At 69.2% G+C, this 13,081-nt stretch carries 10 protein-coding genes and 1 tRNA gene; 3 read left to right on the top strand and 8 right to left on the bottom strand.

The genetic code is table 11. The features are described from left to right. Nucleotides 1-197 precede the first annotated feature (197 nt). Together GO606_RS15580 and GO606_RS15585 are read left to right on the top strand one after the other, a co-directional pair. Entirely contained in the window at nucleotides 198-1,460 is a 1,263-nt protein-coding gene (locus GO606_RS15580; protein WP_169119239.1) for a tetratricopeptide repeat protein, read from the top strand. Between the two features lie 58 nt (nucleotides 1,461-1,518). After that, nucleotides 1,519-2,025, top strand: a complete 507-nt coding sequence (locus tag GO606_RS15585) for a hypothetical protein (protein ID WP_169119238.1) — start codon at nucleotides 1,519-1,521, stop codon at nucleotides 2,023-2,025. 130 nt (nucleotides 2,026-2,155) lie between these two features. Here the strand turns inward: GO606_RS15585 and GO606_RS15590 are convergent, their stop codons facing one another. The 8 genes from GO606_RS15590 to GO606_RS15625 all read right to left on the bottom strand — a co-directional run bounded on the left by GO606_RS15590 (nucleotide 2,156) and on the right by GO606_RS15625 (nucleotide 12,004). Next, a complete protein-coding gene (locus tag GO606_RS15590; RefSeq protein WP_169119237.1) occupies nucleotides 2,156-3,523 on the bottom strand; it encodes a DnaJ domain-containing protein in 1,368 nt (455 codons plus the stop codon). Beyond that, nucleotides 3,520-5,808, bottom strand: coding sequence for a GumC family protein (locus tag GO606_RS15595; protein ID WP_246979648.1), 2,289 nt, complete (start codon nucleotides 5,806-5,808; stop codon nucleotides 3,520-3,522). Before GO606_RS15595 ends, GO606_RS15590 begins: the two co-directional genes overlap by 4 nt. A gap of 43 nt (nucleotides 5,809-5,851) precedes the next feature. Beyond that, a complete protein-coding gene (locus GO606_RS15600; RefSeq protein WP_169119235.1) occupies nucleotides 5,852-6,466 on the bottom strand; it encodes a polysaccharide biosynthesis/export family protein in 615 nt (204 codons plus the stop codon). Nucleotides 6,467-6,646: 180 nt separating this feature from the next. Continuing rightward, nucleotides 6,647-7,447, bottom strand: coding sequence for a tyrosine-protein phosphatase (locus GO606_RS15605; RefSeq protein WP_169119234.1), 801 nt, complete (start codon nucleotides 7,445-7,447; stop codon nucleotides 6,647-6,649). Between the two features lie 79 nt (nucleotides 7,448-7,526). Continuing rightward, nucleotides 7,527-7,611: transfer RNA gene (locus GO606_RS15610), tRNA-Leu, on the bottom strand. 73 nt (nucleotides 7,612-7,684) lie between these two features. Next, nucleotides 7,685-8,785, bottom strand: a complete 1,101-nt coding sequence (locus GO606_RS15615; protein WP_169119233.1) for a lipocalin-like domain-containing protein — start codon at nucleotides 8,783-8,785, stop codon at nucleotides 7,685-7,687. Next, nucleotides 8,785-11,295, bottom strand: a complete 2,511-nt coding sequence (locus tag GO606_RS15620; RefSeq protein WP_169119232.1) for an FtsX-like permease family protein — start codon at nucleotides 11,293-11,295, stop codon at nucleotides 8,785-8,787. Before GO606_RS15620 ends, GO606_RS15615 begins: the two co-directional genes overlap by 1 nt. A gap of 31 nt (nucleotides 11,296-11,326) precedes the next feature. Beyond that, entirely contained in the window at nucleotides 11,327-12,004 is a 678-nt protein-coding gene (locus GO606_RS15625) for an ABC transporter ATP-binding protein (RefSeq protein ID WP_169119231.1), read from the bottom strand. A gap of 238 nt (nucleotides 12,005-12,242) precedes the next feature. On the opposite strand from GO606_RS15625, the gene hpnC reads away from it, so the two are divergent. Further along, nucleotides 12,243-13,076, top strand: a complete 834-nt coding sequence (gene hpnC, locus GO606_RS15630; RefSeq protein WP_169119230.1) for a squalene synthase HpnC — start codon at nucleotides 12,243-12,245, stop codon at nucleotides 13,074-13,076. Nucleotides 13,077-13,081: the final 5 nt, after the last annotated feature.

Genomic DNA, 13,081 nt, shown 5'->3' on the forward strand with positions numbered 1-13,081 from the left:
ACCGGGCAGTCGGCGCAGCCCGCGTAGGGTGGAAAAGCGCAGCGCCTTCCACCACTCCGGCGCCTGCACATGCACTGTCGCAATGCTTGGCGGATAACGCCTTCGGCTCATCCGCCCTTGCGGTGTGCGCTTGCGTCAAGCTGAGTCTCAAGTTCTAAAATCGGTCGCCAAACGTGCGCCGGGTATACTCCGCCCCCATGCCAAACCGCCCGCCCCCCTTCACGCATCCGCTCAACCTCGCCAAGTGGCTCGCTTTCGCGCTGTTCGCCGCGCTCGCGGCGTGGCGGATCGTCACGCTGAACCTCGCCGACCACTACACCGACGCCGGTGAAACGGTGGCCGCGACCGAACTGCCCGGCGTCGAACATCCGGTCGCGCTGACCCGCGAGGCGCGGCAGCTGCTCGACGCCGACCCGCAAGGGGGGGTCGCGCTGCTGCAGCGGGCGGTGCGCGCCGATCCGACTTACGGCTTGTCGTACGCGTTGCTGGGCGCGTTGTGGGAAAAGGCCGGCGACGAGCAGCATGCGAGGAGCGCGATCGACGCGGCAGTGGCCTTCGCGCCGGCGAAGGTGGATGTGCGCCTGATCGCGGCCGGGTTCGAGCTCGGGCGCAACGAGCTCGCCGCGGCACTGCGTCACTCGAGCGTAGCGCTGGCGCGCCGCAGCAGCCTGCACGCATCGACGTTCCCGGAACTGCTGCGCATCGCGGACGAACCCGCCAATCGCGCGGCGTTTTCGGCGCTGCTCGCGGAACCCGTGGCGTGGTGGCCGGCGTTCGTCGCTTTCGTGGCGAACAAGGGCGAGCGGCTGGAAACGGTGATGGCGCTGTATTCGCTGTCGGAACAGAGCGCGGCGAATTCGCTGCAGGGCCACGGCTTGGCGGCGGTGCTGCGGCGCTTGCAGCGCGAAGGCCTGTGGCTCGATGCGCGGCTGGCGTGGATGAGCGCGCTGCCGGTGGAGCAGCTCGAAGGAATGGGCAATGTGTTCAACGGCGGCTTTGAACAGCCGCTCTCGGGCGTCGGCTTCGACTGGGTCAGCGCGAAGGCGGGCCACGTGCTGGTCGAGCCGCTGCCTACACCCGGCGCGACCGGTGGCGCAGCGCTGAACGTCGTGTTTCGCGGCCCGCGCGTGCGCTACCGCCACCTGAGCCAGCACCTGATGCTGGAACCGGGAAGCTACGTGCTGCGCGGCCGCGTGCGCCCCGACGGGCTGGAAGCGGAACCGGGACTGGCGTGGGCGGTTTCGTGCCTCGGCGCGCGCGAGCGGCAGATCGGTGTCACGGAGCATTTTTCCGGCCGCTCGGCGTGGCGGAAGTTCGAGACGGCCTTCACCGTTCCCGCCGCGGATTGCGCGGCACAGGTGCTGCGGCTGCAGCTCGGTGGCCGGGTCGCGCTGGATTTCGAAGCCAAGGGGCCGATCTGGTTTGATGACATCGTGATCGAACAACTTGACGGTCATTGATGAGCCGTGTACCTTTCTACAAAGTTTTGTTACATCGAATTCACCAAGAGGCCAAACAATGAAAAAGATCACCGGAATTGCCGCCGCAATCACCCTGGTTGGCACCGCGATGGGTGCCGCACACGCCGCCGAGCCGCTGCAGGTTGCCGCGCTGACGGCGGTCGACGGGAAAGTTCTGATCCACAAGGGCAAGGACTACACCATCGCCAAGGCCGGTTCCACGCTGGTCGAAGGCGACCGCGTCATCACGCTGAAAGGTTCGAAGGCCGACGTCGCGTTTACCGAAGGCTGCGTGACCAACCTCAAGGAAAACGCGGTGCTGGCGATCGGCGGCGTGGATGTCTGCGCGACGGGTCCGCTGTCGGCGAACCCCGAACCGGTGAAGTATGCCGCCGCAATCGGCGCCCCGGGGGAGGCCGGCTCCGGACTCAAATCGGGCATCAGCCTGGCGGGCCTGAGTTCCGGCATGGGAGCAATCATCGGCGGCGGCGTGGTCTTGGCGGGCGCCACGGTCGGCATGAGCCGCGACGACGACAACAACGACGCCCCGATCAGCGGGCAATAAGCCGGGCGGCCTCGCGCCGCCGCCGGGCGAGCTTCCGAAGGGCTCCGCACAGCGCGGGGCCCTTTTCAATTGTGCAGGGGGAAAGCGCGCCGGGCGAGCGGACGGGTTTCAGCCCGCCCGCCCTGCCGGGTCAGTCCGAGGGCTTGTGGAACAGGCCGCTGATGAGCACGTCCTGGCCGCGCCGGGTGAGTTCCATGCGAATCGATCCGGCGAACACTTCCTCGCCGGCGTCGCCCCTGCGCCGGATCCGTACCAGGTAGCCGCCTTCGCCGCGCGCCGAGGCGCTGTCCGGCGACCAGCGCATGTCGAGGAGTTCGATGCGACGCGCCTGCGTAGACTCGAACAACTGCTCGTAGTCCTTGCGGATCTGCGCTTTGCGGCCGGTTTCGGAGCGTGCATCGTCGGTGAACAGCTTCATGAAGCGGTCGATGTCGCCGAGCTGGTAAGACGACGAGAACTGGCCCAGGACGCGCGCTGCGTCCGATACCGTCAGGCCCGCAGGAACGGGCGCTTCGGCCGGCGGGCTCGCGGGAGCAGGTGCCCCCACGGCGAGTGCGGGAATGATTTCGACTGGCGGGGGTTGCGTTTCCGGCTGCGGGAGCGGGCGCGGCGGCGGGGCTGCGACAGGCGCTGCGGCTACTTCGAGCGGTTTGTCGACGACGACCGGCGGACGCGCGGCGGGCATCGCCTTGGCCGGCACGGCTTCTGCCACCTTCGCCGGCACGGCTTCTGCCACCTTCGCCGGCGCCGCTGCGAGGGGGGCCTGCTGAACCGGGGCCTGCGGAACCGGGGCGGCACCTTCGGGGCGGACGACGGCGGCCGGGGCTTTCGACGCCGCCCGGGATGCGCCGATCGCGCCGGCAGGCGCGCGATTGAGATAGACGGCGAGGACGGCGACGAAGCCGACGAGCGCGACGCTGCCGAGCACGTACTGCGGGAAATTCCGCCGCACGGTCAGCGGCAGTTTTTCCGTCAGCGTGGGGGCGGCATCGGCGGCGCGTTTGCGTTCCGCCTGCGAGACGATCTTGATCGAGACGGACATCCGCGGCCGCGCCTGCATCCGCTCCAGGTCGTAGGCCGCGCGGCGGTGAGCGTCCCGCAGCACGTGGTGCGCGAGGTTGATCCGCGCCGAGAGTTTTTCCCGGTCGCTGTCGGCCCAGCCCTGACGATCGGGATGGAAAATGCCCATCATGACGCGGTAGTGCTCGCGCACCTGGTCGTCCGTCGCGTCCCGGTTCAGCCCGAGAGCGCGGTAATGGCCCGCTTCGTACGCCAGCAGTACATGCTCGACGAAGAACAGCGCCGCTCGCCGGTTCTCGTCGAGCCCGTGCTGCCTGCCGTCGCGAATCGCTTCGGCTGCCGCGCGCATGACGACGATCGTGTCCGCAGGCAGCGATCCGCCGCCGCGCACCAGTTCGCCGAAGCGCGTCGGCTCGGCGAACACGGCCAGCGCTAGCTCGGCGGCCCCCCCGCCGCCCTGCTGGTTGGCCGCGCTCATGCCGCGGAACGACTGCCTTCGGTGTCGCCGCCGTACTGGTAGTAGGAGTTGTAGTAGTAGCCCTGGGCGCCGCTGCGGGAGGCGATCTTCGTCAGCACGCCGCCGATGACGTGGGTCCGTGTGCTGCGCAGGCGCTTGAGCGCGCCGGCGAGGAAGTCCTTGCGCGTGCCACCCGCCTCGACGACGACGACGGTGGCATCGGTGATGCTGCCGAGCAGCGGCGCGTCGGCGAGGCCGAGCACCGGCGGGCCATCGACGATGACGCAGTCGAAACGGTCCTTGGCGACGTCGAGCAGCGCGACCATCTTGGCGCTGCCGAGGAGTTCCGCCGGGTTCGGCGGCAGCGGCCCGGACGTGATGACGAAGAGCTTGTCATAGGGCGTCGGCTGCGTGACGTCGACTGGCTTGGAGTCGCCCGCGAGGTAGTTCGTCAGCCCCGCCGTGTTGGGTATGCCGAGCTTGCGGTGCACCGAGGCCTTGCGCAGGTCGGCATCGACCAGCAGGACTTTCGCACCCATTTGCGACAGGTTGACCGCCAGCGCCAGCGCGGTGGTGCTCTTGCCTTCGCCCATCGACGCGCTGGTGACCATCAGCACTTTCGGTATCCCGTCCTGCGTCGAGAACTGCATCGCCGTTCGCAGCGAACGATAGGCTTCGGAGAAGGCCGAGCGCGGATCGTCGAGCTGGTCCAGCACGAGGTCGCGCGTGGCGTCGAGGCTCGGTTTGACCAGCGGCACCATGCCCAGCACCGGCAGGCCGAGCGCACGCTCCATGCTTTCGCCATCCTTGATCGTGTCGTCGAGATGCTCGAACAGCAGCGCCAGGCCGATGCCGCCGAACAGCCCGAGCATCGCGGCGATCAGCGCGTTGAGCAGCGTCTTGGGCTTGGACGGCTGGAGCGGGACTTCGGCCTTGTCGACGACCGACACGTTGTTCACGCCGACGCCGCCGGCGACGCCGACTTCCTTGTAGCGCTGCAGCAGGCCGTCGTACAGCTGGCGGTTGGTGTCGACTTCGCGCTTGAGGATGTTGTACTGGATGCTGCGGTCCTGCACGTTGAGCACGGTGCGCTTGCTCTCATCCATCTTCGCCTGCAGCATCGCCTCCTGCGCGCGCGCCGCCTGATAGGCGCTGCGGATGCCGCTGCGCACGTGGGCGAGTTCTTCGGCGATCTTGGCCTGCATCTCGTCGATCTGGCTCTGCAGCTGGACCATTTTCGGATAGCCGGGCTTGTAGATCTTGAGGTTTTCCTGGTACTCGGTTTCGAGCTTGGCCTTGTGCCCCTTGAACTCCTGGATCACCTTGTTTTCGAGCACCTGCGGGATGCCTTCGACGCTGCCGCTTTCGAGCTGCTGGTACAGCGCCTCGGCGCGGATGCGCTCCTGCTGCGCCTTGGCCAGCGCGGTGGTGAACTCCTGCATCACCTGGGTGTCGACGCTCGCTTCCTGCTCGCCGCCGCGGACGATCTGTTCCTCGCGCGCGAACGCGACGAGTTCCTTCTCGGTTTCGCCGAGCTTCACCTTGAGCTGCTGCAGCCGCTCTTCGAGGAACACTTTGGCGAACGACGACGCGTCCATGCGCCGCTCGAGGTTCACATTGATGAAGGCTTCCGAGATGGCGTTGACGATGCGGCTCGCGAGCACCGGGTCGGGGCTGTCGAAATGGATCTTGACGAGTCGCGAATTGCGCACCGGCTCGATCGTCAGGCTTGCCTGGAAAGCCTGGGTCAGCTTGAGCATGCGCACCTGTTCGGCGTCGCCTTCGACGGGTTCTTCTTCCTCGCCTGCGAAAAGCCCCTTGATGCTGGCGATCAGCGACGGATTGGCCCCCGCGAACAGCGGGTGGTCGCCGAGGTTGAGCTGGTCGATGACGCGCTGCGCGAGCGAGCGGCTTTTCAGCAGCTCGTACTGCGTCTCGTAGAAGTCCTTGGTGTCGCCCTGCATTTCGTTGGGCGTGACGCCCTGGTATTCGAGCACCTTGGCTTCCTGGCGCTCGATCTGCAGCGTGAGGCTGGCGCGGTAGATCGGCGTCATCAGGAAGGTCGCGGTCAGCACCGAGACCATGACGATGACGAAGAACGTGATCACCGTCCATTTGCGCTTGACGATGGTGTCCCAGATCGCGCGCAGGTCGATCGTGTCGTCGTCGTCCTCCTCGATATGGGAACGCCATTCGGTGGGGTGTGCGAGCGCAGTGCTTTCACGGCGCTCGATCAGCGCGTTGCGGCGCGGGACTTCCTGCCCGCGCTCGTCGCCGGCGTCCGGCTTTTCTGTGTTATCCATCATTTCCGGGGATTTTTTTGCGAATTTTTTGGAAGCGTGCGGAAGACTAGCGGACGGTGCCGAAGCCGATGAAGCCGCGCAGGGTGCCGGTCACGCTTTTGACCATCGACCGGGCCGTCGAGCTGCCGACCACAACGACGTCGTTGCCCTGGATGAGCGGGTCATCGACTTTGCCGGAGCGCACGGCTTCGAGGTCGAACACCAGCTGCTCCTTGTTGCCGTCGGTGAGCGTGCGAAAGATGCTGACCTGGTTGACGTCGGCGATCTCGCTGACGCCGGCAGCCAGCGCGATCGCCTGCAGCAGCGACGTGCGCCCGGACAGCGGAAAGATGCCCGGCTTGGTGACTTCGCCTTCGACGGTCACGCGCTGGCTGACGAACTCCTTGATGAAGATCGTGACCTGCGGATCCTGCAGGCAGCACTCGGTGAGGCGCCGCGCGATCTCCTCCTCGACGACGCGGGCGCTCAGCCCCGCGGCCTGGACCTGTCCGATCAGCGGCAGTCCGATGAGGCCGCGCGCATTGACGCGCACCGTGCGCGACAGGTCCTCGACCTGGAAGACGGTGATTTCGAGCAGGTCGTACGGCCCGATGTAGTAATCGTCGAACAGGGGGCCGGGGTCGTCGAGCGCGGTGCCCGCTGACGGGAGGACCGACGCCACGGGCGCTGGTGTTGACGGCGCCTGGGCGTGAAGGGGGGACGACAAAATCATTGCGCAGGACAACATCACGCCTGCAAGGTAAACACGCATTTACAACCACTCCCCGGACGACGGAGCCGAGACTCTAGGGCAAGAGCCTGCGGCCGGCGCGGAAAAATCTGACGTTTTCGACAAGGCAGGCTAATGCCGTCGAAACAGCCGGTTGAAGAAGCCGGGACGCGCATTCGCCGAAGAATGGCGGATTTGCGGCAACGGCGGCAGTTTCTCGGGCGAGAGGTCGCGGAGTATACCCGCGGGCCGGACCTCGACCAAATTATATGCTTCATGGGTACCGACCAGACGTTCGGCCGCCGCGCGCCCTTCCGCGAGCAGCGGCGGGCGGCGCCGTGCGCTGTGGGCGTCGGTCGCGAGAATATGCACGAGGCCTTCGTCGAGCATGCGCTCGCCCCAGTATTTCGCCTCCTTGCCGAAGCGCCCGGTTAGGCTGCCGGAAGTCACCTGCATCCACGCTCCCGAGCGGACGAGTTCGCCGAACATCGGGTAGTGGTTGTCGATCCACGTCAGCCGTTCCGGGTGGGTCACGACGGGGACGTAGCCGGACGCGAGCAGGTTGAAGACGAATTCCTCGAAGCGCGGCGGCGCGACGTGATGCGGCGGCTCAAGGAGAAAATAACGGCTGTCGCCCAGCCGCGGCACGCTGCCCGCCTTGAGCCGCGACAGCAGCTCCGGCGCGACGTGCGCGTCGGCGCCGCAGGTCAGCCGCAGGGGGATTCCGGCGGCGTCGATTTCCTGCTGCAGCGCATCGATCGCCGCGGCGATGCCGGCGCTGTCGTTGTCGAACATGCCGGGATAGATATGCGGCGTGCACGCCACGGTGGTGATGCCATCGGCCGCGGCGATGCGCGCCATGTCGAGCGCGGTCGCAAGGTCGGTCGCCCCGTCGTCGATACCCGGAAGCATGTGGCAGTGCAGGTCGATCATGCCGCGCGGGAGTCGAAAAAAATACGGGGAAGGATGCGGAGATGGAGACGGACGTAGAAACGGATGCGGAAAAGCCGGGTGGTGCGAGGGAAGAGACTCGAACTCTCACGCCTTGCGGCGCTGGAACCTAAATCCAGTGCGTCTACCAATTCCGCCACCCTCGCCCGCCAGGCGCTCGAACGACGCCCGGAGCGCGGATTATACATAGAAGGGGGGATACCAAACGTTACATCGACGCTACATTCTCAGGCGCTCGCCGTAGCCCGTCATCTCCAGGTAGCCGCGCCCGATCTCGCGGCCGTTTTCGACGAGGCGCACCGCACCTTCCCAGTAAACGGCGCCGGTCGTGCGGCGGCTGTCGAGCTCCTGGTCGTCCATCAGCGGCTGCAGCTGCAGGCGGCGGCCGTCGATGTCGAGCTGCCATTCGACCGGGTATTCGGTGCCGGTGCGCGGCGAGCGCCAGCGCCGCCCGGGGATGAACGTGACCTGTGCGGGAGCGAGCGCGCGCGCAGGCTCGTTGCCGCGGCGCAGCGTGCCGGCGGTCCACGTCGCTTCGCCGGTGGCGGTGCGCATGCGAAACGCCATCAGCGCGCCGCCGTCGGCGAGGTTGATGCCGATCCAGTCCCAGCCGCGCGCCTTTTCCGGCAGGTAAGCGCTCGACCATTCGTGGTCCAGCCACGCGTGGCCGGTGACGCGGTGCGTCTTGCCCCGCACGCGCAGGGTGCCGCTCACGCCGAGCTGCGGACGGCTGTAGTAATAGCTCGCGTGTCGCGGGTCGGGCGCTTTCTGGCTGAAGCCGTCCTGGCCGTTGGGCAGCGGCGGACCGGCGGGATCGAAGCGCAGGTCGTAGGCGAAGCTGTCGGCGTCGACCGAAGCGCGGTAATGGTCCTGCGACCATTCGAGCGCCCACTCGCCGATCCACGCGCGGGTGTGCCCGGTGGCGGCGCCGGCAAGCGGGTCGAGCGCGCGTTCGCCGCGTTCGGCGTGCAGCAGCCGGCCTTCGGCCGGATCGGCAACCGCGGCGTGCGCGAGGATCAGCTGGCGCGGCGCGAAGCGGCTCGGGTTGTCCTCGCCGATGCGCGTGCGCACGCGAAAGAACGTGACCTGGAAGCCGCGCTCGACGCCGTCCTCGTCGGTGACCCAGCCAGTCACGTACCACCACTCGGTGCGGTAATCGGGGTGCGCGCCGTGGTCGGCGGGAAACTGCAGCGGGCGGCCGGCGACGACCGGCGGATAGCCGGGCGGATCGCTCTCGTTATTGCTCCCGCTCGGCGCCGGCGGCGCCGCCGGCAGGCCCGACCCGAGGCACAGCAGCGCCGCGGCAAAATAGGCGCGCATCACCAGTCCTCCCGCACTGCGAGCACCGCTGACTGGCGCATCGCCTGGTAACCCGACAGCCGCGCGGCGACGGCCGCGAGCAGCACCAGCGTGACGGCGAACGCGGCCAACGCCGCCAGCGGCAGCCGGATGTCCATGCTCCAGTGAAAGCTCTGGCGATTGACGACTTCGACCAGCACCAGCGCGACCGCGCCGCCCGCCGCCAGGCCGACCGCGACGCCGACCGCCGCGCCGAGCGCGCCTTCGAGCGCGAGCAGCCGGCCGATGTCGCGCCGCGTGAGCCCGAGGTGGCGCAGCATGCCGAATTCCTTGCGCCGCGCGGTCGCGAGCGCGGCAAAGCTGGTGCTGACGCCAAAGAGACCGATCAGGATCGCGACGGCTTCCATCAGGTAGGTGACAAGGAAGGTGCGGTCGAAAACCGCCAGCGTCGTCGCGCGGATCTCGCCCGGCGCGGCGAGTTCGAAGTTCCGTCCGACGAACTGCGCCTGCAGCGCCGCGGCGACCGTTTCCGCCTGCACGCCGGGAGCGACGCGGATCGCGACGTTGTTCGAGCGGGAATCATTGGTCAGCGCCCGGTAGTCGGCGAGCTCGACGAGCACGGCGCCGTGCTGCCGCGCATAGTCGCGCCACACACCGGCGACGCGGAAGCGGTGCGGCGCGCCGCCGAACGGCAGCGACAGCGTGTCGCCGACGGCGAGGCGGAAAAGATCGGCCATCGCTTCGGACACCCACGCGGGCGGCAGGCCATCGGCTCCGCGCACGCTGGCGGCGTCGCCTTCGACGAGCGGCACCGGGGCGCCCTCGGCGACGGGGCGGGCGATCAGCGTCACCGGAAACTGCGCCTCGTCGAGACGCAGCGTGTCGAAACGCACCGGCTGCACTGACGAGACGCCGGGAGTCGCGGCCACCTGGGCGATGACTTCGGGCGTCAGGAACGCGCTCGCGCCCGACGAGGACGCGCGCAGGTAGAGATCCGCGGGCAGCACGTCGGACAGCCAGTCGTCGACCGAGGTGCGGAATGAACTCACCATGATCGCCATCGCGGCGGCGAGCGCGACGCTGGCGACGACGCCGGCTCCGGCGACCACGACCTGCCCGGGCGCGGCGGCGAGCCGGGCGTGCGCGAGGCGCAGCAGGACGAAACGCCCGCCGTCGAGGGCGCGCATCGCGAGCCGCACGACGGCCGGCAGGACCAGCACCGAGCCGGCGAGGATCAGCGCGATCGCCGCGTAGCCGAACACCGGGATGCCGCCGAGCGGCGGCAGCAGGCACAGCAGCAGCGCGAGCCCCAGCGACGCGAGCGCGGCCGGCCCGCGCGGGCGCGCCCGCAACACCTCGACGTCGTCGCTGGCGCGCAAGGCGCGGGCCGGCGCGACGCGGCTCGCTTCGCGCGCCGGCAGCCACGCCCCCGCGACACCGGCCGCGACGCCGAGCACGAGGTAGACCGCGGTGGCAAGCGGTTCGAAGCGCAGGCCGGGTTCGACGCCCTCGAAATAGCCGGCGCCGAGGTCCGCGCCGACGATCGAGAACGCGAGCGCGCTCAGCGCGTAGCCGAGCGCGACGCCGACCAGCCCGCCGACGAACCCGAGCAGCGCGCCTTCGGCGAGCAGGCCGCGCAGCAAGGTACGGCGGTCGAGGCCGAGCGCGCGCAGGAGCGCGAGCTCCTGGCGCCGGCGCACGACCGACAGCAGCTGCGTCGAGAACACGAGGAAGCCGCCCGTCAGCAGCGCGATCGCGGCGAGCATCGTGAGGTTCACGCGGTACGCGCGCGACAGCCCGGCGACCTGCGACGCGGCGGCTTCGGGGGCGAGCAGTTCGACGCCGGGCGGCAGCAGCGGACGCAGCCGCTCGATCGCCGCAGCGCGGTCGACGCCTTGCGCAAGGCGCAGATCGATGCGCGTGACGCGCCCGACCTGGTCGAACAGCCGCTGCGCGGCAGCGATGTCCATGACCGCAAGGCGCTGGCCGCGGCCGGCGCCGGGGACGCTGCCGAGGATGCGCAGGTGTTCTTCGCGCGGACCGGCGAGCACCGCGAGCGTGCCGCCCGTGCCCGGTCCGAGCGCGGCCTGCGCAGCGGGGCTGAGGAATACCCCGTCCGCGGCGAAGATGCCGAATTCGCCGGCAACTTCCGCCTCGGGCACCGGCATCAGCGCGGGCTGGACGCGCCGCACGCGCAGCGCGTCGACGCCGAACACGCGCAAGGAATCGTCGCGCTGCGGCAACGACGCCTCGACTTCGAGGATCGGGCTCGCGTCGGCCACTTCGGGGCGCTGCGCGAGCAGGACGTAGAGCGCGTCGTCGAATCCGGTGCGCGGGCCCATCACCTGCAGGTCCGCTTCGCCGGCGACGAGGCGCATGCCGCGGCCGAATTCGTCGAGTGCCGCGCCGTGGATCAGCTGCACCGCGAGGCCGAGCGCGACGCCGAGCGCGATCGCGAGCAAGGACAGCGCAGTCGCGAGCCGCCGCCGGGCGAGGCTCGCCAGGAACACGTGGCGCAGCCCGGCGTTCATTGGCGCTTCCTGGGACGGCCCGGCGAAGCGCTCACGCGGCCACCGCCTCCTCGGCGAGACCGGTCGCGGTCAGGCGCAGCACGCGGTCGGTACGCGCGGCCGCGGCGCGGGAATGCGTGACGAGGATGCCGATCGCGCCGGCGCTGCGGATACTGCCGAGCAGCAGCTCGAGGACGTCGGCGGCGCGCTCGGCGTCGAGGTTGCCGGTCGGCTCGTCGGCGAGCACCAGCGTCGGGCGATGCACCAGCGCGCGGGCGATCGCGACGCGCTGCATCTCGCCGCCGGACAAATGCCGCGGCCAGTCGTCGGCGCGGTCCCCAAGCCCGACCTGCGCGAGCATCGCTGTCGCCCGCTGCTGCGCCTCGGCAGCGGCGCAGTCGAGCAGCCACAGCGGCAACGCGACATTCTGCGCGAGCGTCAGGTGCGGCAGCAGGTGAAAAGCCTGGAACACGAAACCGTAGCTGCGCCGCCGCAGCCGGGCGAAGGCGTCGTCGTCGAGCGCGACGAGCTCAGTGCCGTCGAGCCGGATGCTGCCCGCATCGACGGCTTCGAGCCCGGCGATGCAGTTCAGGAGCGTCGACTTGCCGACGCCGGATTCCCCCATGATCGCGACGCACTCGCCGGGCGCGAGCCGCAGCGACACGTGCGAGAAAAGCGCCCGTCCGGCTTGCCCGTCGAAGCGTTTCGCCAGGCCGTCGAGTTCCAGCATCGATTCAACGCCCCCTCATTGACAAAAATGCCGCACAGCTCCACTCCCGCCCCCATCCCGGGACACGCCGCTCGCATGCAGCCCCGAACAATAATCCGAACGGCGGTGCTTGTCGCCCTGCTGTCGCGGTTGATGCGGCAGGCAGCGCAGGGGCCAATCGAACAAATAGGCGCCGAACAAATGGGTGCCGAACACCGGAAGGCGCCACGCTGATCGCGTATACTCCCGGCGCCCCGCCATGCCCGTCGATCACTACGAGAACTTTCCTGTCGCGTCGCTGCTGCTTCCGGCCCGTTTGCGCGAGCCGGTGGAAGCCATTTACGCGTTTGCCCGCAGCGCTGACGACATCGCCGACGAAGGCGACGCGCCGGCGATTGCACGGCTCGCGCGGCTCGACGACTACCGCCTCGAACTCGACGCGATCGGGCGCGGCGCGCCGCCCCGCGATGCCGGGCTCGCGCCGATGTTCGACCGCCTCGCCCGCAACATCCGCACCCACGCGCTGCCGCTGCCGCTGTTCCGCGATCTCCTCGACGCCTTCGGCCAGGACGTCGGCAAGACGCGCTACGCCGACTTCGCCGAGCTGGCCGATTATTGCCGCCGCTCGGCGAACCCGGTCGGGCGCCTGCTGCTGCATCTCTACGGCGCGGCAACGGCGGACAACCTGCGGCTGTCGGACAAGATCTGCACCAGCCTGCAGCTGATCAACTTCTGGCAGGACGTCGCGGTCGACTGGGCGAAGCGCCGCATCTACGTGCCGCAGGACGACCTCGCGCGCTTCGGCGTCGGCGAGGCGGACATCGACGCCGGCCGCTGCGACGAGCGGTGGCGCGCGTTGTTGACGTTCGAGGTGCAGCGCGCGCGCACGACGATGCTCGAAGGCGCGCCGCTCGCACGCCGCCTGCCCGGACGCATCGGCTGGGAGCTGCGCCTGATGGTCGCCGGCGGGCTGCGCATCCTCGAACTGATCGAAGCGGCGGACTACGACGTGTTCCGCCGCCGCCCGACGCTCGGCCGCAGCGACTGGCCGCGGCTCGCGTGGCGCGCGCTGCGATATGAAGGAACCGGATAACCGCC

Source organism: Aromatoleum anaerobium (genome assembly GCF_012910705.2).
In the GTDB taxonomy this organism is placed as follows: Bacteria; Pseudomonadota; Gammaproteobacteria; order Burkholderiales; family Rhodocyclaceae; genus Aromatoleum; species Aromatoleum anaerobium.